Source organism: Paenibacillus shunpengii, assembly GCF_042684905.1.
Lineage (GTDB): Bacteria > Bacillota > Bacilli > Paenibacillales > Paenibacillaceae > Paenibacillus > Paenibacillus shunpengii.
Map to the genome: position 1 here is coordinate 780,527 of NZ_JBHUMJ010000002.1, position 22,740 is coordinate 803,266.

Sequence of the window (22,740 nt, forward strand, 5' to 3'; positions counted from 1 at the left end):
TATATAAGAGCGGCATCGCTACAAGGGCAGCATTTCAATAAGAAGGGTTTCTAGTTAAATCCTTTTGAAGTGGATGCCCTTTTTTCGTTATAATCTATTAAAAAAGAGGATTCAGCATAAAGGAAGTGCGTGGAGATGGAGAGAGAACAAATATTGATGGATTGGATACAGCAAATTCGGCCGCTTGACTCATCAGCTGAGCAAGCCGCAGCTGCGCATTTGGATCAGCTGACCAAGCCGCCGGGAAGCCTGGGCAAAATAGAAGAGCTGGTTGTTCGGCTGGCAGGAATTACGGGAGAGACCCATGTCTCCTATGACCGTAAAGCGGTCATAGTCATGGCAGCAGATCATGGTGTGGTGGAAGAAGGAGTCAGTGCATTTCCGGCCGTCGTAACTCAGCAGATGGTACATAATTTTCTTGCCGGCGGAGCCGCGGTGAACGTTCTTGCCCGTCAGGCCGCTGCAGACGTTATATGCGTAAACATCGGGATCAATGGAGACATTGAGCATCCTGAGCTGGTTCAGCGATCTGTTCGTAAAGGTACAGCAAATATGGCGCATGGTCCTGCTATGAGCAGAGAGGAAGCCGTGACAGCCATTCTTGCAGGAATTGAGGTCGTAAAGGATGCGTATGACAGAGGGATTCGACTCTTTGTTACAGGTGAAATGGGGATTGGAAACACGACGCCGAGCGCCGCAGTAACCAGCGTACTGACTGGAATTCAAGTGGAAGCTGCTACAGGCAGGGGAACAGGAATTGACGATACGCGTCTGAAGCACAAAGAGCAAGTAATAAAGAAGGCAATTGAGCTGAACCGTCCCGATTCAAACGATCCGCTGGATGTACTCGCGAAGGTGGGTGGACTTGATATTGCCGGGCTAACCGGTGTTATCCTTGCTGCGAGTGCATTAAAATGTCCTGTGGTTATTGACGGCTACATTTCTACAACCGCGGCGCTGATAGCTGCAAGACTCGCCCCTCTGTCCATACATTATATGATTGCCTCACATAAGTCGGAGGAGCGGGGACATGCAGGTCTGCTGGAGGAGCTGAACCTATCACCTATGATTCATCTGGACATGCGTCTCGGCGAAGGCACAGGCGGTGTACTCTGTCTGCATATTATTGAAGCTGCATCCCGAATCATGAAGGAGATGGCGACATTCACAAGTGCAGGCATTTCCGGTAGTCATGCGGATCTGGATCCCGAGGAGAGCAAGCCATGATCATACTTGTAACTGGTGGCGCGCGCAGCGGGAAGAGCACATTTGCGGAGAAGCTCTGTATGAGCCGTTCATCGGAAGCGATCTATCTGGCAACAGCACAGGCCTTTGATGAAGAGATGGAGCAGCGCATTACAGCACACCGTCTTCAGCGCTCTGACGAAGCCTACCTGTGGCATACTATTGAAGAGCCGATCGAAGTTGCGGATACACTGGAGAGCATTGGACAAGCGACTTATCCAGCACCAACGATACTACTGGACTGTCTGACCTTGTGGCTGTCTAACATATTATTGTCTAAGGAAGCAGAGGGCCAGGATGCCATACTGCAGGAAATGGACAGGCTGGTAAGCAGTGTTCGAACTTATCCGGGTCTTATCATTCTTGTCACCAATGAAGTAGGAGACGGCATAGTGCCGGAATATCCGCTGGGACGGTTGTACCGGGATATGGCCGGAATATTGAATCAGCGAATGGCAGCGGTGAGTGAAGAGGTGTTTCTGGTCACTGCAGGCATTGCCATTGAACTGAAGAGCAAGGAGTACAAAGTATGAAGGATGAAGTAAAGGCGGCGGCAGCCGCTTTTCAATTTTTATCCCGTTTTCCAGTGAGGATGAATCTTGATTTTACACCTGAACTGATGCAAAAAAGCACGGTTTATTATCCATTCGTTGGCGTTTGTATTGGACTTATCCTATGGGTGGCAGCTATCGTGTCAGGGTTCTTGCTGCCGGACCTGTCGGCTTCCATTGTGACGCTGGTCGTCTGGGTATGGCTTACCGGTGGACTGCATTTGGACGGATGGATGGATTCAGCAGATGCGCTTCTCAGCTACCGTTCAAGAGAGCGCATGCTGGAGATTATGAAGGACAGCCGGGTTGGAGCGATGGGTGTCATCGCCTGTGTGCTGCTGCTGATGCTTAAAGCCTCCTTGCTTGTCAGCATTATTCATCAGCCTATGATGATGGGACTCGCCATCCTGCCTCTCATATGGAGCAGGTTCTTCATGGTGTATGCGATATCGAGATATCCTTCTGCCCGGGCGGGAGAAGGGCTTGCAGCGATGTTTGGCAACATCCTTGCCCGTTATTATAAGCAATCGCTGGGATGTGCAACCGTGATATCTATTGTTTTATTGGGGATTCTTAGCTTAATTGTTCATTCGTCGAATGTGTTATACGTTACACAGGCTTCGGTGCTGATGGCCTTCATCGCCGTTCCGATTGTCATGTGGGTGATCGGAAGGCTGGCCGCTGATCGAATGAGCGCACGTCTTGGGGGATTAACCGGGGATACATATGGAGCACTGAATGAAGGGCTGGAGACAGTCGGTCTGCTGATGCTGACTATCGTTATGCATATCGCAGGTTAGGGGGAGACATATCGTTATGACAGACATGAACACGGAACTTGAACAAAGTAATGATGAGCATAAGCCGAAAAATGGAGCTGTTCTCATGCTGCAGGGCACGGCTTCAGACGTTGGAAAAAGCATCGTAACAACAGCGCTATGCCGTATATTCCTGCAGGATGGATACCAGCCTGCTCCGTATAAATCGCAAAATATGGCGCTTAATTCCTATGTAACGCTGGACGGTAAGGAGATCGGAAGAGCGCAGGGAGTACAGGCAGAGGCGTGTGAGATTCCGGCCACAACAGACATGAACCCGATTCTTATTAAGCCAGTCAAGGATATGCATTCTCAGATCGTCGTTCACGGCGTGCCTGCTATGCAGATGAGTGCGATGGATTACCGCATGAAGTTCCTTCCCACAGCGAAGAGAATCGTGCTGGAGGCGCTAGATCGATTACGTGCAGAGTATGACATCGTCCTGATGGAAGGGGCGGGAAGTCCGGCAGAGATCAATCTGAAGGATCGTGACATCGTCAATATGAATCTTGCAGGCTGGGCAGATGCACCGGTGATCCTCATTTCCGATATTGATCGGGGAGGGGTATTCGCGTCCATCGTAGGTACACTTGAGCTGCTTGAACCCCATGAAGTCCAGCGGATCAAAGGCTTTATCATTAACAAATTCCGCGGAGACCTTGCTCTCCTGAAGCCTGGGCTGGACTGGCTCGAGGCTCGTACAGGTATTCCGGTACTGGGCGTGCTTCCCTATATTCAGGATCTGCGGATTGAAGCCGAGGATTCGGTTGTGCTCGACGAGCTGCAGTATAAGAAGCAGCAGGAGAAGGAAGTGGATATCGTCGTCATTCGTTACCCGCGCATCTCAAACTTCACAGATTTTGATCCGCTGCGCTGGGAGCCGGATATTACCCTTCGTTATGTGAATTCTGCCGAAGAGCTGGGCACACCGGATATTGTCATTCTGCCAGGCACGAAGGATACAATCAGTGATCTTCAGTTCCTGAAGCAGAGAGGACTGGATCATGCCTTATACAGGCTATTGGAAGAGCATCATACCCAGATCGTCGGGATTTGTGGCGGTTATCAAATGCTGGGTTACTCGCTCTCCGATCCTTATGCGGTAGAGAGTGGTGTACAGGAAGAAGCAGGGCTTGGACTGCTGCCCATCAGGACTTCATTTTTGAAGGAAAAGCGAACGATAAGAGTGACTGGACTACTGACGGACGAACAGAGACTGCCACTGGCAAGTACGGACCCAAGCAGTACTGAAGCTCCGATTGAGGCTTATGAAATTCATATGGGAGTTTCTGAGCGACTGGACCAAGATCAAGTTAATTATAGCTATGACGAATTGTTCAGACTAACCGAAACGGACACTGCTGCAAGTGATCTGCAGGCTTCCTTCGACTCTTGTACGTATGCTTCATCTCATTCAGAAGGTCTAGTTAGATCGGATGGTATGGTGTGGGGAACCTATTTACATGGATTATTTGAGAACGATGCTCTGCGCAGGTCCTGGCTGGATCAGGTTCGAATCCGGAAGGGACTCTCTCCTGTTATTTCGACCTTCTCGGCGAAGGAGCGAAAAGTTGAGGAATTTGATCGGGTAGCGGATGTGGTAAGAACGAACTTGGATATGGAGAAAATTTATCAGATATTGAACTCTTAAATGAATACCTAGATAAGAGAAAAAGAATCCGGAGCTGTCAATTATGAGCAGCTTCGGCTTTTTTGTTGTGGACATAATTATAAAAAAGTTAGGATTACAGCCTTTGTTGGTTAAAGATAATTGTGCGATTTTTGAAGAAGAAGGTATAACCCAAATCTGAATAATCCATCCTAAGCATAGCTCCCGGCAGACACTGATTTATGATGAGTTATGAGAATAAGTAAGTCGCTTTAAAATTTATTCAAAAAAAGTCTACCCGAATAGTCGGGTTTATGCTATAGTAACATATGCTGTAAGGTAGTTACCGACCCTTAAGAATATTTATATATAAATCGTTACATAAGGGGACAGCATATTTTAGCTATTTGGAAGGGAGCAATTCGAATGGAAACATTGCAGGTAATCATTAACGTAGCAGTGATGCTAGTGTTAATTGGCCTTCTGTATTGGATGCAGAAGAAGCATATATCTTTTACGAAGCGTGTATTTACGGGTCTGGGCTTGGGGCTTGTATTCGGAATACTGCTTCAGCTGATCTACGGGGCAGGCTCGGGAACCATAGAGAAGAGTGTCGACTGGTTCAGTATCGTCGGTTCCGGCTATGTAAGCCTCTTGCAGATGATCGTCATTCCACTGATCGTGGTGTCTATCATATCTGCCATTATGAACTTGAAGGGTAATCAGAATATCGGGAAGATGAGCTTCTCGATTATTGGTACATTGCTGATTACCACAGCCATTGCAGCAAGTATTGGTATAGGGGTTACACTTGCCTTTGACCTGGAAGGTATTAACGTGGAGAGCGGTGAAGCAGAAACAGCGAGAACCCAAAGGCTCGAAGAGCAGCTTGTTGATGTAGAGGATATGACCATTCCTCAGCAAGTGCTTGAATTCATTCCCAGCAATCCATTCGAGGATATGACCGGTGCTCGCAGTACCTCTACCATTGCGGTCGTTATCTTCTCTGCTTTTGTCGGTATTGCCGTTCTTGGACTGGATCGCAAGAAGCCAGAGCAGGCGGATACTTTTCGTAAAATGATTAACGCACTTTATGCTGTCGTCATGCGCATCGTAACTCTGGTGCTGCGATTGACACCATACGGTATCCTGGCGCTGATTACGAAGGTTACTGCAACAACTAATGCACAGGAGATCTTGAAGCTTGGTGAGTTTGTTATCGCTTCTTATGTTGCCTTGCTGCTGATGTTCGTGGTTCATCTTATTCTCGTTACCGCATTTGGTTTTAACCCGGTAGCGTACCTTAGAAAAGTAATGACCACGCTGGTCTTCGCGTTTACGTCCCGTTCGAGTGCGGCAACCATTCCATTAAACGTGGAGACGCAAACGAAGAAGCTGGGTGTATCCGCAGGTATCGCGAATCTGTCGGCTTCCTTTGGCGCAACGATTGGCCAGAACGGCTGTGCAGGAATCTATCCAGCGATGGTTGCGGTGATGATCGCTCCTACAGTGGGCATTGATCCGCTCAGCTGGGATTTCATCATTACACTCATCCTGGTTGTCATGATCAGCTCCTTCGGTGTAGCTGGTGTAGGTGGCGGAGCGACGTTTGCTTCACTGATCGTACTCTCCACCATGAACCTGCCTGTTGCACTGGTCGGACTTCTGATCTCTGTGGAGCCGCTGATTGATATGGGACGTACAGCGCTGAACGTTAATGGTTCAATGACCTCCGGTCTCATTACGAGCAAGCTCCTGAATGAGAATGATCGGGATACCTTCAATCGTCCGAACACGGAATTAGATGCACCAACAGAAGCGTAAAATAAATAAAGAGTGCGGGCCCTTGGCTAAAACCGAGGGACTCGCACTCTTTATTTTTGGGTTACAATAGAGTCTCAACCTGCACAAATAGTACGAAGAGATCAGAGATCTATGCCAGTTTGATTTCTATGTAGCGAAGAACGAAGCTTAGCCCAGTATTTGCAGCTCTTTCGGGTAGCTGGTTAGCAGTTTCACCCCATCTGCTGTTACGAGGACTTCATCCTCAATGCGTACTCCCCCGAGATTGGGTACATAGATGCCGGGTTCAATGGTGAAGGTCATTCCTTCGGTCAAGAGCTCCTGATTCGCTCCATGCACGGATGGATATTCATGCACATCGATACCCAGTCCATGACCGAGGCGATGGAGGAAGCGTTCGCCGTATCCTGCATCAATGGTCACTTGTCTTGCGGCCAGATCTACAGAAGCGAGGGTTGCCCCTGGCTTAACGGCTTCAATTCCCTTCAGATTGGCTTCAAGAACCGTATTATATATGTTCGTGAGCTCAGGTGACAGCTGGCCAAAAGCGAACGTACGGGTAATATCAGAAGCATATCCATTCGCATATACGCCCATATCAAACATGAGCAGATCGCCGTATTGCAGCTTGCGAGTGCCTGGAACGCCATGAGGAAGGGCCGTATTAGGTCCTGACAGCACCAACGTGTCAAAAGAAGGACCAGAAGCACCGAGCTTCTTCATTTGATATTCCATCTCCGCTACGAGCTCGATTTCCGTTACGCCTTCCTTCACATGGGAAAGACCTCTTTTCAGCACTTCCTCAATCATTTGGGCAGCGAACTTCATCCGGTCCACTTCATGCGGCGCCTTGCGAACACGCAGCTTGCGCAGCAGTGGACCTGCATCGGCATAGCTCTTGGCATTGGCATATTGAACGAGCTCCTCGTAACGAGCGATTGACAGGTTTTCTTTTTCAACGCCCATCGTTTCAATATGCTGAGGAAGATATTTCTGCAGGATGAGATACGGGTTGTCTGTGTCTTGATGGGTCGCAATCTTCTTCACAGAGGAAGCTGCAGCCGCCGCGTCTTCATCGAGGCTTGGTACGATCAGAGTTGGTTCTTCTCCTCTTACCAGCAGCAGTCCGAGAAAGCGTTCATGTGGATTGCTTGCGAATCCGGTCAAATAATAGACATGCTTAGGATCTGTAATCAGCACACAGTCGTATCCTTGCTCCGAAATGGCCTGCTCTAGTAAAGTAATAGGTTGAATTGTCATGATATTCCCCGCCTTTAAATTAGGATTATAAAAAATCCTTAATTTCATTATCGTTATATATTATAAAGCTTATGAAGCAAAAACCCAAAAACAAACAATGGCACCTATAATGTCTTAGAAAAGTCTATCTTCTGCGCTGTGGATTGGTGAAGTATCCAAGAGGGTAATATTTGAAAATATTGGAGAATAGGGAGAGTAAAAATATGAACAAGAAGTACTTGATGATGACAGGAATCAGTCTCTTGACACTGGCACTCATTGCTTGTTCCAATCCGACCGCTCAAGAGCCTGGCCCAGATACTCCTGTACCGGGCACTCCGGACAATCAGACGGAACAGCCTGCTTCCGAAGAGCAAAAGGAAGAAGGGAATACACTTCCTTATGAAATAACGACCTTGGCTGCCGGACTTAATGTACCTTGGGAGCTTGATTTTTTACCGGATGGCCGAATGCTGTTTACGGAAAGACCCGGCACGCTGCGTATGATTGAGAACGGACAGGTGCTGGAGGAGCCGGTGCTGGCCTTTGAGGCTCCTTTTGCAGATGAAGGGGAAGGCGGTCTGTTAGGGCTCGCAGTGGATCCTGATTTTGAGTCGAATCATTATGTATATGTATATCACTCTTACCGTGAGGGACAAGACATCCTAAACCGGGTGCTCAGACTTAAGCTGACGGGTCAAGAGGCCTCAATTGACAAGGTGCTGCTCGCTGACATACCGGGCGGTGTGAATCATAACGGGGGACGTCTGAAGATAGGACCGGACGGGATGCTATATATTACGACCGGGGAACGATATGAGCCTGACATGGCTCAGGATGAAACAATCCTTGGGGGCAAAATCCTCCGTATCCACCGCGATGGTTCAATACCTGATGATAATCCTATAAACGATTCAGCTGTATATAGTCTTGGACATCGTAATGCACAGGGACTTGCCTGGCATCCAGATACAGGGCAGCTGTACAGCTCAGAGCACGGACAATCGAACCATGATGAGCTGAATGTCATAGTGAAGGGATCGAATTACGGATGGCCGCTGATTGAAGGAGATGAGCAGGAGGAGGGAATGACTTCGCCGCTCATTCACAGTGGAACCGATACGTGGGCCCCCTCGGGAATGACGTTCATAACGCAAGGTCCTTGGCAGAACTCCCTCATTGCAGGGGGGCTTCGGGGAGAGGCGCTGCTTAAATTTGAGCTGGATGGAGAAGGCGGAGCAAGTGAAGAGCCATCACTAGAAGTGCTGTTCCAGAGCGAATGGGGCCGGATTCGTAGTGTGAGTGAGGGTCCAGATGGAACACTCTACCTGCTGACGAGCAATCGGGATGGCAGAGGAGATCCAGCCGAAGAGGATGATCGAATCATTGCACTGAGGCCTGCCAAGTGATGGCATATCCCTCTATTTTATTTTGAAATATTTATAAGGTATGATATAGGAAGTATGAATCAATTGTTATCCATCGATCATCGACCTCATTATATAAGCCTGTAACTAGAACAACAGCTGCATGTTTACTGCTGAAAGGATGATTATCCAATGAAATCAAAAACAGCTATCGTAACTGGCGCCAATTCCGGTATGGGCCTTGCGACAACCATTGAATTAGCACTGCAAGGGTATCATGTCATCCTGGCATGCCGAAGCGAAGAGCGAGGACGTAAAGCGCTGAATGAAGCAATAGCCGCAACAGGCTCAAAGCAGATTGAGCTGATGTTACTTGATCTGGGTTCCTTGAGCAGCATTCGCCAATTTGTTGAACAATTCCAATCAGTTCATGAGAAGCTGGATGTGCTTATTAATAATGCAGGTGTGGTTTCTCTGAAGAGAGAGGAAACATCGGACGGGTTTGAAATGGCGATTGGTGTCAATCATCTAGGCCATTATTTACTGACAAGACTGCTGCTTCCAAGTCTATTACATGCACCTGAAGGAAGAGTCGTTAACGTGGCATCAGGTGCTTATAAATTTGGCAAAATCCATCAGGAAGATCCGCATCTCACAAAGGGGTTTAACGTGGTGAAGAGTTACGGCCAGTCCAAGCTGGCAAACGTGCTGTTCACTAGAGAACTGGCTTACCGGCTGGAAGGAACAAGCGTTACCGTTAATGCACTCCATCCCGGGGCGGTAGGCACTAGCATCGGTGTTAATCGCAATACGGGCTTCGGTACGAAGATCATGGCCTTTTTGGCGAAAACTCCTTTTTTCCTCTCGCCGGAAGAAGGGGCCAGGACTGCAATCTATCTAGCGATTCGGCCAGAAGTGAAAGGGATTACAGGTGAGTATTTTTATGAGGAGAAGATTCAGGAGCTGAAGCCTCATGCCATGGATGAGGCGACATCCCAGTTCCTGTGGAACTGGAGTGCAGAGCAGACAGGGCTGCCTTATGATCTGGAGCTGAATAAAAACTAACTTGAGACAATATAAAAAACAAGCCTTCACAAGGCTTGTTTTTTATATTGATCTTATTTTGCCGTTATTTCAAATGCTTCAAACATATGATTATTGACTTGTCTACTCCATGCTTCGACTTCAACACCTTCTTGTATTATACCAAAATCGGATTCTGTTCGTTTGACATCACTTGTTTGAGCAAAGACCGTCGTATTTTTGGTTACTGTCAGCACATCTCCAGTGTTAAGTTTTATAGAATGAAGTACTTTATCTCCATCAATTGTGGAATTTTCCTCAATTATTTCAACAACGATACCTGCGTAATATTCCTGTTGCTTAGATGGAGATGACCATCCTAGCAAAATATCAGAACTTAGAACGTACCAAATACCAAGCGCCAGTACCAAAACAAGACTACCCGACAGTATAAGCCACTTCTTTTTTATCTTCACTTCTTTCATCCTTCCTAAGGGACTTATCATATTTAGACGCATGACTTCGAAAAAAGTTTATCGTTTTCGCTGAACTCTTCTGGAATTTTTCTATTGATCATTCTGGGTCTTCTCTGTTAATCTAGTCATTAAAAAATGATATTAGTGGGGGATAACAGCTGTGAAGGAACCGAACATTACATTCAGCTATGCACAACTAGAGGACTTGCCCGCTATTGTTGCGATCTACAATTCAACCGTTGCCGGGAGAATGGTCACAGCTGACCTTGAACCGGTCACTGTTGAGAGCCGTATACCTTGGTTTGAGGAGCATACACCGGACAAGCGTCCATTATGGGTGATGAAGTATGATGAACAGATCGCAGGCTGGGTCAGCTTAAGCTCCTTCTACGGAAGACCTGCTTACGACGGTACCGCAGAGGTGAGCGTCTATGTTGACGAAGCCTTCAGAGGAACAGGAGCAGGAAGCCGGCTCATCGAGAAAGTGATTGAGGATAGTCCGCAGCTGGGGGTTACAACCTTACTTGGCTTCGTATTCGGTCACAATGAACCGAGTCTTCGTTTATTGAAGAAATACGGCTTTGAACAGTGGGGCTACTATCCCGAGATCGCTGTTCTGGACGGTGTAAGGCGTGATCTAGCCATTCTTGGCAAAAAATTGGACTAAATCATTTCACCCTACTCTATTTGTTACTTGTTAAGTCTAATATAAATTGATCGGCTGTAGCTGCACATATAAAAAGAACTCGGGTCCAGAGGTGTACGGATGTATACACCTTAGAAGGACAAACGAGTTCTTTTTTATATTGCTAAGCTTGTTTCCTGCGGAAGGCCTGATTGAGCACCTCGGATAAGATGAGGCCGACAGCGATGCTTCCTGCAATCATGAGCGCTTTGGCAGCAAGCTCTACGGCAGTCGTATAATCGTTCTGTACAAAATAACGCATGGCATTGTATGCCATCCCTCCTGGAACGAGCGGGATAATGCCGGCTACGCTGAAGATAATGACCGGATGCTTGTAGAGTCTTGCAAAGACCTGACTTAATACACCAATGACCAGTGTTGCCATTAGGGTAGCGGAGACCGCCTCATATCCAGGTTCCATAATATCGTAAATGATCCAGCCGAGCATACCGACAATTCCGCAGGGGAAGAGCATTTTGCGAGGTGCGTTAAAAATAATGCCAAAGGCAAGGGAAGCGATGAAGCTGGTTACAGCTTGTTCCACGATATGAATAAACATGATGTTCGTACCTCAGCTTTCATTTACATAATAGTGAAGACGACGGCAATTCCAGCACCGATCGCAAACGCTGTCAGAAAAGCATCGGCCCCCTTGGAAAGCCCGGACACGAGATGCCCTGCCATCAGATCCCTTACTGCATTCGTAATGGCCAGCCCAGGTACGAGCGGCATGACAGAGCCGATAATAATCTTATCCAGCTCGCTGCCGACCTCTATGAGTACCATGACGAGAGCCAGAAGGCCGATAATAAATGAAGCGGTGAATTCCGCGAAGAAGCGAACCTGTGACAGCCTTTGAAAAAGGCTCACTGCGGCGTACCCGACACCACCGCATAATACGGCGGGCAGAAAGTCTGTCCATCCGCCTTGAAACATGATGGTGAAGCAGCCACTGGCTAGCGCAGCGGCGCAGGTCCGTGCGATAACTCGGTACAGAACCGACTCCTTCTCAATATCCGTCAGCTGATGATAAGCTTCGCTAGGATTCAGCTCGTCTCTTCCAATTGCACGAGAAACATTGTTGACGGCAGCTACCTTATGCAGATCGGTCGTCCGCTCCGAGATGCGGATCAGCTTGGCTGGCTGCAAACCGTCCGTGGAGAAAATAATACCTGTTGGTGTGACATAGCTGTGAGAGTTAGGCATTCCATAGGCAGAAGCGATCCGCATCATCGTGTCTTCGACACGATAGGTTTCGGCACCGCTCTGAAGCATGATTTTTCCGGCAAGCAGACATACCTCGATAATCTCCATCGTTATGCTGTTCTTATCTGTTGTTATCGATGGTTCCATCTATTTACGCATCCTTTATCATTCATTTTCCTGACAAATCAGAACTTCCATTCTATCATATCTTCCATTATTTCCATATGCACTATAATGCAGACTACGGGGATTCTCTTTATACAAGTAATAAAAGCCTGCCAGCTTCGCGACTTGGATATGATGAGCATCGCGAATGCTGCAGACCTCTATGGCGTTATGAAGCTTTATGCGATTATTCAATCTTTACTCGCCTTCTACATGATACAATACGCGTGCCAGAATGTCCTGGCTGTAATTGCCGAAATGCTTGCCGTATACAGTAAGGCCGCCTTTGTTAACGGGATGATCGGTTACCGCGATACGGAATCGAATATCACTCTTGTAGTCAAGCGCAATATCCTTCAGGGTGACATCTGAAATTCGGCATCCGTCAACGTAGCTGCCTTCCTCATTGATTCGAATCAGCTTCAGCATGCCATACTGGTTCAGATGCGGAGGCCACCATTCCGGGTTAAATGCTCCTCGCTTATCTCCGAAATCACCCGGACTTGTCCAGCACCCCAGCTCAATTCCGTTCAAATAGAAATAGATATCGGAAGGATAGTTGTTATTAAATCCAGGTGCTTCTGAACCCAGCTCCATCGAGAATTGGATCTCCTTGAACGATTCATTGGATTTGAGGTAATTGGGAATCCGGTATTCAAGGAAGCCTTCCGACAGCCAGATCAGCTCAGCATCAATCCGCATCGGATCAGCAAAATACCTCGGTTCATCAAAATCGCCAACGATGCTGTCCTTCGTAGCAAGGCCGCAGGTAGGTAAAGCCTTATAATTACTGTAGTGTCCCACTTTAATTTCGGCTTCATATCGGTTATGTATATCCTGACTTCGTATATCGACCATCAGCTTATCATCATTCAGATAGCAGATCTTCTGGATCCCATGCTTGCCGACAGCGGTGTTGATGTTGATCAGGCCGCTCTCCTCGAGCTTCTTGATGTGCATCGTAATTGCACCGTTTGTCAGGTTTAGCCTAGTTGCAATGTCATTTAGGTTCAAACTTTGATGCTTGGACAGCATATCTATAATTTGTATTCTGACATCCGAGCTGAGTGCCTTAAATATATGAATGCCGGACATTAAATCTTTTATGTATATCATATATAGAATTCCTTTCCACGAAAAAATGAGAGTTTTGTAGATGATGTAGGGAGGCAGCGTTAGAAGTCCAGCTAAAATAGAAGACCATGGGAATAATGTAATATAGATGATAATTGCATTCTAAGCTATTTTTGCCATGCGAACAACATCAAAGAATGACAAAAGGGAAGAACAGGATGCAGCACTGCTGAAAAATATGAACAAAATGTAAAATTTTAGTTGTGGAAAAATGTAAACGCTTTTATAATCTTCATGAGTCTAAAATAGTTTAAGTTTATTTAAATTAAATCGAACGACTCTAATCCATATCATGGCGGTGATATTCTATGAAAAAGCTAAAGAAGTGGCTGCTTACGGCAGCGCTAGCTACCTCGGTGTCCGTGTTCGGACTCAGTTCACCTGGTTTTGCAGCTTTTTGGAATTTGACAGGAGATATTGGGGTGCATGATCCAAGCATCATCAAGGAAGGGAACAGCTGGTATACGTTCTCCACAGGGCAGGGTATCCAGGTGCTGAAATCGGATAATGGCACCAACTGGTACCGGGTTCCACAGATCTTCCTGAGTCCCCCTTCCTGGTGGAGCACTTATGTACCGAATCAAACTCATAACGACGTATGGGCCCCGGATATTCATGAATACAACGGCAGAGTATGGCTGTACTATTCCATCTCAACATTTGGCTCCAACCAGTCTGCGATCGGTCTTGCATCCGCTTCCAGTGTAGGTGCAGGGCAGTGGAGAGATGACGGCTTGGTGCTCCGGACTACGACGTCTAACAACTATAATGCGATTGATCCGAATCTCGTCATTGATGCGAACGGCGAACCATGGCTTGCCTTCGGCTCTTATTGGAGCGGCATCAAGCTCACGAAGCTGGATAAGAACACGATGAAGCCGACAGGCAGCATCCATTCCATCGCAGCCAGACCGTCGAACAACGGAGCTATTGAAGGACCAAGCATTGTTTACCGTAATGGCTACTATTACTTATTCGCTTCAATTGATACTTGCTGCCAAGGTGTCAACAGTACTTACAAAATTGTCTATGGCCGCTCAACCAGCATTACTGGACCGTATGTGGACAAGAATGGTGTTAATATGCTGAATGGCGGGGGTACTGTGCTTGATTCGGGTAATGTCAAGTGGAAGGGACCAGGCGGACAAGACATCTACAGTACGAATGTTATTGTGAGACATGCCTATGACGCAGATGATAACGGGGCTCCTAAGCTATTAATCAATGATCTGAATTGGCCGAATGGTTGGCCGAGCTACTAATCATGATTCGAGAGAATGATGGCTTTTACGATAAAGATGATTCAAGGTTTAACTTTACCATTCACTAAAATAAAATGATAACTAAAGATATTCAATAGCAGAACAGCTAACCACGCGACTGATATGCTCCCATCTATAGTAGACAGTAGAAAAAACAAACTCTACTTCTACCATGATGGTGCACTTCATTCTTAGTGGTTAGCTGTTTTTTTTATGACTAGGACAGTTAACGATCTTGATTAACATCCGCTCCATAGATGGCAACCCACTGATTCATCAGGGTCCAGCGGCCGTTCTGGTATTTCAGCGCATTCTGCACATAGCCGAATCGATCTGCATTATACTGCCCCATAATCCCCTGGAAAGTGAGAAGCTCATATATGCCGTCCTGATCGAAATCTACAGGGTATACGCCACTTACAGGCAGCACATCGCCTTGGAGCGGCTGCTTCAGTGTTCCATTCTCGTTATAAATTGCAGATAAATACTCAGCCCCGCGATCTGATATATCGATCAGATATCTTTTCCCGTTATTCTCACTTATCACTTGAAGCCTGTAGTTATCTAAATAATCTACGCGATAGTTATATTCACTGTTATATCGGTCCGAGTTGAACAGCTCCTTCAGTACACCGCCGTTGTACGAATATAGAAAGTTATAAGTTAGAGCACCGGAGCCGCCGGATTGAATGGCAATGAACAGATCCGAAATACCGTCTCCGTTAAAATCTCCGGCAAATAGGGTTGGACTATAACCCGAGCTTTCGGAAAGCTGATACTGGAAGGCAGGACCACCGGCACCATTTTGGATAATAAGTGTAATATCTGTCGCAAATGGACTGTCCTCAGCATTGTAGTTCCAGGCGAGCATGGCCGTATCCTGAATACCGTCTCCCGTAAAATCAGCTGTAATCGGAGAAGAATGCTGCTGGAATGGGGCCCGAGGCCCGTAGTATGAGTGCATAGAGTAAGAAGTCACTTGATTTCTAACATGCGGGAATGGTCCAGGCATCATATAAGGTACAGGGCCGCAAGGAGAAGGATAGGGATAATATGGATCTGACCATAGCCGCTGCGGGCAGTAGAGTGAAGCTGCATGTTCATGGAAACGCATATTTGATATTCCTCCGTTTTTCTTCTAGCCTATGTGACATCACCGAAATAGGTGAATACCTATGCATGCATGAGATGCAGAGAAGGATGAGGCTTGAGAGCTTGGACTAATTTGACGGGGAGAGATATTTTCGAGACCATAGATGATATTCTGCACGAATGGAATGAAAAAAAGGCCTGCGTACACTACGCAGACCTGTGACAGTATTGAAATTATAAGTTCTATTCCGTGAATTATACACCCGAATAGGCGTTAAAGCCTCCATCAACCGGGATGACCGTACCTGTAACAAAGCCGGAAGCATGATCATCAGCCAGCCATAGCAGCGTGCCCAGTAGATCCTCCGGCTTGCCGAACCTGCGCATTGGAGTGTGCGAGATAATCTTATTCGAACGTTCAGTCAAGCTTCCATCTTCATTTAACAGCAGCTTCTCATTTTGTTCGGTGAGATAGAAGCCCGGTGCAATCGCATTAACACGGATGCCGGCCTCAGCAAGGTGAACAGCCAGCCATTCCGTGAAATTGCTAATCGCCGCTTTTGCTGCACTGTAGGCAGGAACCTTCGTCATGGGGGAGTATGCACTCATAGATGAGATATTGATAATAGTTGTGCCTTCCCTGCCGAGCATTTGTTTGGAGAATATTTGCGTCGGAATCAGCGTGCCTACGATATTCAGATCAAAGACGCCACGAAAGCCTTCGACTTTCAGATCATAGAAGGAGACAGTATCCTCTCTGGTTAGATCCTCTGTCTGAAAAATTTCATTCGTAGTTATAGCTGTTGGGCGATTTCCTCCAGCGCCATTGATGAGAATGTCACAGAGGCCAAGCTCTTGTGCGACGGTGTCCGCAGCATTCATCACGCTCTGTTCGTCCGTTACATCGCAGGCTACCGCAATGGAGGTACCGCCATTTTGATTAATCTTATCAGCGACTGCGGCTCCCTTCTCCACCGTTCGGTTTAAGATCGCGACTTTGGCTCCTTGTCTTGCCAGCTCTTCCGCCATCACTCGGCAGAGCACACCAGAGCCTCCCGTAATAACAGCTACTTTTCCGGCAAGACTTGCGTGGTGTGGCTGTGATCTTAGGCTGCTCATATGCTCTTCACCTGCTCTTCCAGCGTATTTCCTTCTTTAATTCTGGCGTAGGCGTCCCATAGTCCCCACAAATACATAATGCCAAGCGCTCGATCATAGAGTCCGTAGCCGGGTCTGCATTTCTCATCCCATATGTGCCGCCCATGATCTGGACGGGCATATCCGGTAAATCCGGTGTCGTGGTATGCCTGAACGATTCCCGTAATATCGACCGTTCCATCTTGTGTACGGTGGGATGTCTCAATGAAATCACCGTTATCAAATACTTTGACGTTACGGATATGGGCAAATGGAATTCGGTCCTTGAATTCGTGAATCATGGAGACGATATCATTCCCTGGGTTTGCGCCGAGTGAGCCGCTGCAGAGCGTAATGCTGTTGCTCGGACTGTTATATATAGAGAGGAAACGACGGACGTTGTCCTGACTCGTAATAATCCGCGGCAGACCAAAAATGGACCATGGCGGATCGTCCGGGTGAATGGCCATTCTTATGTCATGGGCCTCCGCAACGGGAATGATCTCATTCAGGAAATATGCCAGATTGGCCCACAGGTCTTCTTCTGTAACATTCTTGTAGGCCTCAAATAGAGTGGTCAGATGCTTCAGCCGCTCAGGCTCCCAGCCGGGCATTGTGAGCTGTGAATCCTGATTGATCTGATGAACGAGATCAAAGGGATCCATATTGTGAATTCGGGCTTTCTCATAGAAAAGAGCAGTGGATCCGTCAGGTCCTTCCTTATATAAGTCTGTCCGCAGCCAGTCGAAGATCGGCATAAAATTGTAGCAGATGACTTTAACGCCGACCTGAGCGAGCTTCTTGATCGTTCTCTTATAATTCTCAATGTACTTATCTCTGGAGGGAAGGCCAAGCTTGATATCCTCATGGATGTTCACGCTTTCAACAACATCAAGATGAAGCCCGGCCTGTTCAGCCTGAGACTTGATCTCGAGAATTTTGTCCATTGGCCATTCTTCACCTGCAGGAACATCATGCAGCGCCCATACGATGCCTTCGACACCTGGGATTTGCCTGATTTGATTCAGAGTGACCGTATCGTTGCCTTCGCCAAACCAGCGGAATACCATTTTCATGTTAGCAGCCACCTTTCATTGGTCAAGGTTTAAAATAAGTTGGAAATTTCTCTCTTAAGAAGCGTTCATCATGAATCGCCAGGTTCATATGGTCCTTCATGAGATTTACCGCACGCTCCTCATCCTGTCTGGAAATGGAATCGACCATCTGCTGATGCTGATCATAAATATGCTGCCAATCATGATCTGCTGCAAGACGCAGCTTGCGGATACGATTCATATGGACGTTCATTTGCTGCATTGCTGCCCAAGTATTACTCTTGCTGCATCTTGTAAATAAGGTGCGATGAAAGGCTTCATCAAGCTCGAACATCGATTTGTTATCTTGTGATTCCATGGAAGCACGCTGTCTAACAAGCAGCAGCTCCAGCTCAGCAATGTCCACTTCCGAGAATTGATGACACGCAAGGCGTATGACGGCGCATTCCAGCTGCTCTCTCATGAAGCGGGCCTCCTCAACGAGAGATAGGTCAATGAGAGATACCATCGTACCGCGCTGAGGATACACATCAAGCAGTCCTTCTCCAGCTAGTCTGAGAAAGCTCTCTCGTACAGGTGTACGGCTGACATTAAAATGTAATGCAATTTCTTTCTCGGATATGCTTGTTCCCGGAATGAGGTCAAAATTCAAGATTTGGTCCTTCAAAGCATCGTACACGGCTTCTCTTGTAGAAGTCGGCTGAGGACGAATATGTAAATCCATTTAAAATTTCACCTCATTTCTTCACCATACTACCATACAAGTATGGTAGTATGAAAGAGAAAGATCTCTTTTTTGTCACTGAAAATCTGGAAATGAGTATTGTGTCAGGTTAGAAGAGCTATGACATTTAGCTGTATTACCTGATCATTGGGGGTACGGATTCGTAATGATGTAACCGTGTTCATTTTAATTCCTTTCAAATTTATATGACCGAGGAGAGTGCCTAATATGGAGAACGTAAAGTTAATGAAAGCAGCAATTATGGATAAACCAGGTCACATTGAGATCAAGGAGCTGCCTATACCAGAGGTTAAGCCCGACGAGGTGCTTGTCAAAATTATGGCGGTTGGGGTATGCGGTTCAGATGTGCATTATTATGAGCATGGCAGAATTGGGCGATTCGTGGTAGAGAAACCCATTATACTGGGGCACGAGTGTGCAGGCATTATTGTAGAGACTGGAGATCGTGTGAAGCGTGTGAAGACAGGAGATCGCGTAGCAATTGAGCCCGGCGTAACCTGCGGTAGATGCCGTTATTGTAAAGAAGGCAGATATAACCTGTGTCCCGATGTTGAATTTCTAGCTACTCCTCCTGTTGACGGTGCGTTCGTTCAATACTTAGCGATTCGGGAGGATTTCGTATTTCCCATTCCAGATCAGCTATCTTATGAAGCAGCGGCACTTGTCGAGCCATTCTCAGTAGGAATTCATGCTGCGAATCGCTGTCAGCTTAAGCCTGGCGGGACGGTTGCCATTATGGGGATGGGCCCCGTCGGCCTGATGGCGGTAGCTGCCGCCAAATCCTTCGGTGCGAGCCAGATTATCGTTACTGATCTAGAGGATATTCGGCTTCAGGCAGCACTTGAGCTGGGGGCTACGCATGCCATTAACGTAACGCAAGTGGATGCCAATGCCAAGATCAAAGAGCTTACCGGCGGAATCGGTGTAGATACGGCTTGGGAGACTGCAGGGAGTCCGCGGGCACTGAGTTCAGCGCTGTCTGCACTGCGCCGCGGGGGCAGACTTGTCATTGTCGGCCTTCCAGCTCAGGATGAAATTCCGCTGAACGTTCCATTCATCGCAGATAATGAGATCGACATCTACGGTGTATTCCGTTATGCGAACACTTATCCGGATGGGATCAAGTTCCTTGCTTCAGGTAATATTCCAGTAGACACACTCATTACCGACCGTTATGCCTTGGAAGAGACTCAGGAGGCGATGGAGCGGGCTATTCATAATAAGAGCGGCAGTCTCAAGATCATAGTTTATCCGAATGGGATGGAGAATTAAGCGAAGCGAGTTCGAATGAGCGCAAATTTGTTATAAATTTCATAGGATCTTGGCAAGCTAAGTTAGATAGGTTAGGCAAGCTCATGCATTTACAACCACATCAAGAGTCAAATCATCAGATCGTGCGTCATCCTTGGATGTTGCGGTGTAAGAGTATGTAGGAATGTTTAGATGCACGATCATCTGAGAGACGAACATAGAGAGGAGATGCATATGATGAGCGAAATATTGCAGGGAGCTAATGAGTTCTACGTAGAGCATGATGGCGAGAAGGCGGCGACAATTGAATTTGAGCCAGGCAGTGAAGGCGGGGAAGGGCCGGGCGTCATTATGATTACCCATACCTTTGTGTCAGAGGAGCTTCGGGGTGAAGGCGTGGGAGTTGACCTGGTGAAGCAAGTCGTCCAATATGCACGAGACAATGAGCTAAAGGTTGTCCCGATGTGTTCTTTTGCCAGCAGTGTGATGGATAAGCATACGGAGCTGCAGGATGTGCTGGTTTAATTGACGTGTAGAAACGACCAAAAAAGATAGATATGGCATATAACTGAATATGCTGTATCTATCTTTTTTTACAATCATATGATGGCTGGAGCCTCATGGAGGATCAGGATGGCTTGCGAGCTTCCCATTCTTCTCTCAGCAGGCCCATCATGATCCGATCGTACTTCTGACCTCCGCGCAGAACGGCTTGGCGCATACGGCCCTCTTCAACGAAGCCGGCCTTCTTATAGGCATGATAGGCAATCTCGTTATACGAAATGACATCCAGACTGACCCGGTTCAGATTCAGTTCGTGAAAAGCGTAGCGCAAGATGAGCTGAAGTGCATCGCTGCCGTATCCTTTGTTACGGTCCTTTGCCTTGCCAATACCGATGGCAAGTCTCGCGGACTGATTGTTCCACTCGATGCTGTGCAGGGCGACAAAGCCGATAAGGCGGTCTTCATCAATCGTACGCAGCATAAATTCAACACCGTGATCCATCCGGGCACTCTTGGGTTCATTCTCCTGAACCGTTTGCGGAACCGCATAATCCGTGTCCAAATTCCTCAAATATTCATAGTCTTCTGTATAACCTGCAAGTGTTTGTGCATCCTGCTGAATTGCTGCGGCAAGCCGAACCTTATTTCCATGGAACCAGTTGTTCGGGTTCGAAGTATAATCCATGTCTACTCAGCACTCCTCTCGTAATAACAATACACATTCTATTATAGTCTATTTTAGCTGCAGAATCTCTTAGCATACACGAAGAAAGGCTGCACCTGCTTAATGCAGATACAGCCATCTATCCGAAGTAGTATGCACAAAATTAAAGAGTAAGACCGCCATCCACCGTTACAATTGAGCCTGTCATATAACTGGAGGCAGGGGAGGCCATGAACGAGACGACACCGGATATTTCGTTCGACTCCGCAGGGCGTCCCATTCTCATATTGGACAGCTCTTCAGGGACATACCCGCCTTGCTGGAATGATGCAGCAACACTTTGCGTCAAGGCGGTGTTGACTCCACCTGGGCAAATGGCGTTCACGCGGATTCCTTTTTTGACATATTCCAAAGCCGCAGATTTGGTGAGCCCCACAACCGCGTGCTTGCTTGCAGAATAGGCACCTGCACTATGCTCGCTGCGAATTCCTGCAGTAGACGCGGTATTGAGAATATGTCCGCTGCCCTGATCCTTCATTACCTTCAGAACATATTTCATCCCCAGGAAGCAGCCCTTCACGTTAACTGACATAATGCGGTCGAATTCGGCTTCCTCGATATCATCAAACATGGAAAATTTCTGTACAATCCCGGCGTTATTGAAGAAGAAGTCAATTCGTCCATAGGCTTGAACAGCTTCATTCACATAGTTCTGTACATCCTCACTCTTGGAAACATCGGCCTGAACGAAGATACCTTCGCCGCCTTGTTCCTTGATCAGACGAAGCGTCTCTTCTCCGGATTCCGTATTATAATCGACAAGTACAACGGTATAACCATCCTCCGCAAGCTGGATACTGCTTGCTCTGCCGATTCCACTTCCAGCGCCTGTGATGACTGCGATTTTTTTATCATTAGACATTATATCAACACTCCCTTTATGCAGAATTATTTTGCGAAATAGCCTCCATCGATGGGCAGCTCTACTCCCGTAATATAGGAGGATTCATCCGATGCCAGGAACAATACGCCGTTAGCGATATCTTCTGCTTTACCAAGACGAGGGAGCGGAGTTTGGGACTGGAACCATTGTGTCATGCGCTCGTCCTTGAACATATCGACAGTCATCGGTGTTTCGATATAACCCGGGTGAACGGAGTTGGCACGAATATTGTGCTTCGCATAATCGACTGCCGTCGCCTTGGTCAGCATCCGCACAGCGCCTTTACTTGCAGTATATGGACCTGCGCCGCTGCCGCCTGTCAGACCAGCGATCGAAGAGATGTTCACGATGGAGCCGCCCCCAGCTTCGATCATATGTGGAATGACATACTTCTGACCAAGGAAGATGCTGGTTACATTGATGGACATGGTTTTTTCGAATCCTTCAACCGTAAGATCCAAAAAAGGAGTCGCGTTGGACACACCAGCGTTATTAACAAGAATATCGATTTTTCCAAACTTGGTAACGGTTTCATTAACAATGTTGATCCAGCCTTCTTCAGACGTTACATCATGCTTGAATCCGATCGCTTCTCCGCCGGCTGCTGTAATTTCGGCTACAACCTCCTGGATTTTGTCTTCCTGCAGATCCGTAATAGCCACTTTAGCCCCTTCCTTAGCAAAAAGAAGCGCGTCCGCCTTACCCATACCGCCAGCTGCACCTGTAATAATAGCTACTTTATTATCTAATCTTCCCATGATATGTT

The 22,740-nt window shown here is 47.2% G+C and carries 24 protein-coding genes; 11 read left to right on the top strand and 13 right to left on the bottom strand.

The features are described 5' to 3' along the window. Positions 1 to 135: 135 nt before the first annotated feature. From cobT to ACFSVM_RS03510, 5 genes are all read left to right on the top strand, one after another. A complete protein-coding gene (cobT, locus tag ACFSVM_RS03490) occupies positions 136 to 1,227 on the top strand; it encodes a nicotinate-nucleotide--dimethylbenzimidazole phosphoribosyltransferase (RefSeq protein WP_379260423.1) in 1,092 nt (363 codons plus the stop codon). Further along, entirely contained in the window at positions 1,224 to 1,778 is a 555-nt protein-coding gene (cobU, locus tag ACFSVM_RS03495) for a bifunctional adenosylcobinamide kinase/adenosylcobinamide-phosphate guanylyltransferase (RefSeq protein WP_379260425.1), read from the top strand. Before cobT ends, cobU begins: the two co-directional genes overlap by 4 nt. Next, positions 1,775 to 2,596 (top strand): adenosylcobinamide-GDP ribazoletransferase, encoded by an 822-nt coding sequence (cobS, locus tag ACFSVM_RS03500; RefSeq protein ID WP_379260427.1) that lies wholly within the window; start codon positions 1,775 to 1,777, stop codon positions 2,594 to 2,596. Before cobU ends, cobS begins: the two co-directional genes overlap by 4 nt. Positions 2,597 to 2,621: 25 nt before the next feature. Beyond that, positions 2,622 to 4,265 (top strand): cobyric acid synthase, encoded by a 1,644-nt coding sequence (locus ACFSVM_RS03505; RefSeq protein ID WP_379262863.1) that lies wholly within the window; start codon positions 2,622 to 2,624, stop codon positions 4,263 to 4,265. Positions 4,266 to 4,649: 384 nt separating this feature from the next. Further along, a complete protein-coding gene (locus ACFSVM_RS03510; protein WP_379260429.1) occupies positions 4,650 to 6,047 on the top strand; it encodes an L-cystine transporter in 1,398 nt (465 codons plus the stop codon). A 147-nt stretch (positions 6,048 to 6,194) separates the two neighbouring features. Here the strand turns inward: ACFSVM_RS03510 and ACFSVM_RS03515 are convergent, their stop codons facing one another. After that, the gene (locus ACFSVM_RS03515) at positions 6,195 to 7,286 is read right to left on the bottom strand and encodes a M24 family metallopeptidase (protein WP_379260431.1); all 1,092 of its coding nucleotides are present in this window, start codon (positions 7,284 to 7,286) and stop codon (positions 6,195 to 6,197) included. Between the two features lie 203 nt (positions 7,287 to 7,489). Here ACFSVM_RS03515 and ACFSVM_RS03520 point away from each other — a divergent pair, with 203 nt between their 5' ends. Then, on the top strand, positions 7,490 to 8,674 hold the full coding sequence (locus tag ACFSVM_RS03520) for a PQQ-dependent sugar dehydrogenase (RefSeq protein ID WP_256702731.1): 1,185 nt from the start codon (positions 7,490 to 7,492) through the stop codon (positions 8,672 to 8,674). A 150-nt stretch (positions 8,675 to 8,824) separates the two neighbouring features. Next, positions 8,825 to 9,697 carry an SDR family oxidoreductase gene (locus tag ACFSVM_RS03525; RefSeq protein ID WP_379260433.1) on the top strand — a complete coding sequence of 291 codons (873 nt, stop codon included), beginning with the start codon at positions 8,825 to 8,827 and terminating at the stop codon, positions 9,695 to 9,697. A 53-nt stretch (positions 9,698 to 9,750) separates the two neighbouring features. Here ACFSVM_RS03525 and ACFSVM_RS03530 read toward each other — a convergent pair whose 3' ends face one another. Then, complete coding sequence (locus tag ACFSVM_RS03530; protein ID WP_379260435.1) at positions 9,751 to 10,140, bottom strand: hypothetical protein; 390 nt, start codon at positions 10,138 to 10,140, stop codon at positions 9,751 to 9,753. 151 nt (positions 10,141 to 10,291) lie between these two features. Between ACFSVM_RS03530 and ACFSVM_RS03535 the strand changes: the two genes are divergently transcribed. Next, positions 10,292 to 10,798, top strand: a complete 507-nt coding sequence (locus ACFSVM_RS03535; RefSeq protein ID WP_379260437.1) for a GNAT family N-acetyltransferase — start codon at positions 10,292 to 10,294, stop codon at positions 10,796 to 10,798. A gap of 142 nt (positions 10,799 to 10,940) precedes the next feature. Here ACFSVM_RS03535 and ACFSVM_RS03540 read toward each other — a convergent pair whose 3' ends face one another. The 4 genes from ACFSVM_RS03540 to ACFSVM_RS03555 are packed head-to-tail and all read right to left on the bottom strand — an operon-like array spanning position 10,941 to position 13,303. After that, a complete protein-coding gene (locus ACFSVM_RS03540) occupies positions 10,941 to 11,375 on the bottom strand; it encodes a threonine/serine exporter family protein (RefSeq protein WP_177178656.1) in 435 nt (144 codons plus the stop codon). Between the two features lie 23 nt (positions 11,376 to 11,398). Then, complete coding sequence (locus ACFSVM_RS03545; RefSeq protein WP_076311912.1) at positions 11,399 to 12,169, bottom strand: threonine/serine exporter family protein; 771 nt, start codon at positions 12,167 to 12,169, stop codon at positions 11,399 to 11,401. Between the two features lie 18 nt (positions 12,170 to 12,187). Then, the gene (locus ACFSVM_RS03550; RefSeq protein ID WP_379260440.1) at positions 12,188 to 12,382 is read right to left on the bottom strand and encodes a hypothetical protein; all 195 of its coding nucleotides are present in this window, start codon (positions 12,380 to 12,382) and stop codon (positions 12,188 to 12,190) included. Positions 12,383 to 12,385: 3 nt separating this feature from the next. Further along, positions 12,386 to 13,303 carry an ArsR/SmtB family transcription factor gene (locus tag ACFSVM_RS03555; protein ID WP_047912075.1) on the bottom strand — a complete coding sequence of 306 codons (918 nt, stop codon included), beginning with the start codon at positions 13,301 to 13,303 and terminating at the stop codon, positions 12,386 to 12,388. A 326-nt stretch (positions 13,304 to 13,629) separates the two neighbouring features. On the opposite strand from ACFSVM_RS03555, the gene ACFSVM_RS03560 reads away from it, so the two are divergent. Further along, entirely contained in the window at positions 13,630 to 14,583 is a 954-nt protein-coding gene (locus ACFSVM_RS03560; protein WP_090723697.1) for a glycoside hydrolase family 43 protein, read from the top strand. Between the two features lie 226 nt (positions 14,584 to 14,809). Here ACFSVM_RS03560 and ACFSVM_RS03565 read toward each other — a convergent pair whose 3' ends face one another. The 4 genes from ACFSVM_RS03565 to ACFSVM_RS03580 all read right to left on the bottom strand — a co-directional run bounded on the left by ACFSVM_RS03565 (position 14,810) and on the right by ACFSVM_RS03580 (position 18,591). Continuing rightward, positions 14,810 to 15,697 carry an FG-GAP-like repeat-containing protein gene (locus ACFSVM_RS03565; RefSeq protein WP_379260442.1) on the bottom strand — a complete coding sequence of 296 codons (888 nt, stop codon included), beginning with the start codon at positions 15,695 to 15,697 and terminating at the stop codon, positions 14,810 to 14,812. A 233-nt stretch (positions 15,698 to 15,930) separates the two neighbouring features. Continuing rightward, complete coding sequence (locus ACFSVM_RS03570) at positions 15,931 to 16,794, bottom strand: SDR family oxidoreductase (protein ID WP_090723695.1); 864 nt, start codon at positions 16,792 to 16,794, stop codon at positions 15,931 to 15,933. Then, entirely contained in the window at positions 16,791 to 17,888 is a 1,098-nt protein-coding gene (gene uxuA / locus ACFSVM_RS03575; RefSeq protein ID WP_379260445.1) for a mannonate dehydratase, read from the bottom strand. Before uxuA ends, ACFSVM_RS03570 begins: the two co-directional genes overlap by 4 nt. 22 nt (positions 17,889 to 17,910) lie before the next feature. Next, the gene (locus ACFSVM_RS03580; protein ID WP_076311906.1) at positions 17,911 to 18,591 is read right to left on the bottom strand and encodes a GntR family transcriptional regulator; all 681 of its coding nucleotides are present in this window, start codon (positions 18,589 to 18,591) and stop codon (positions 17,911 to 17,913) included. 228 nt (positions 18,592 to 18,819) lie between these two features. Here ACFSVM_RS03580 and ACFSVM_RS03585 point away from each other — a divergent pair, with 228 nt between their 5' ends. Beyond that, the gene (locus tag ACFSVM_RS03585; protein ID WP_379260448.1) at positions 18,820 to 19,884 is read left to right on the top strand and encodes an NAD(P)-dependent alcohol dehydrogenase; all 1,065 of its coding nucleotides are present in this window, start codon (positions 18,820 to 18,822) and stop codon (positions 19,882 to 19,884) included. Between the two features lie 213 nt (positions 19,885 to 20,097). After that, positions 20,098 to 20,388 (top strand): GNAT family N-acetyltransferase, encoded by a 291-nt coding sequence (locus ACFSVM_RS03590; protein WP_256209602.1) that lies wholly within the window; start codon positions 20,098 to 20,100, stop codon positions 20,386 to 20,388. 103 nt (positions 20,389 to 20,491) lie between these two features. On the opposite strand, the gene ACFSVM_RS03595 is transcribed toward ACFSVM_RS03590, so the two are convergent. The 3 genes from ACFSVM_RS03595 to ACFSVM_RS03605 all read right to left on the bottom strand — a co-directional run bounded on the left by ACFSVM_RS03595 (position 20,492) and on the right by ACFSVM_RS03605 (position 22,732). Next, complete coding sequence (locus ACFSVM_RS03595; RefSeq protein ID WP_076311903.1) at positions 20,492 to 21,052, bottom strand: GNAT family N-acetyltransferase; 561 nt, start codon at positions 21,050 to 21,052, stop codon at positions 20,492 to 20,494. 142 nt (positions 21,053 to 21,194) lie between these two features. Then, positions 21,195 to 21,953 (bottom strand): SDR family NAD(P)-dependent oxidoreductase, encoded by a 759-nt coding sequence (locus ACFSVM_RS03600; RefSeq protein ID WP_379260451.1) that lies wholly within the window; start codon positions 21,951 to 21,953, stop codon positions 21,195 to 21,197. Positions 21,954 to 21,979: 26 nt separating this feature from the next. After that, entirely contained in the window at positions 21,980 to 22,732 is a 753-nt protein-coding gene (locus ACFSVM_RS03605; protein WP_047912066.1) for an SDR family NAD(P)-dependent oxidoreductase, read from the bottom strand. Positions 22,733 to 22,740 lie beyond the last annotated feature (8 nt).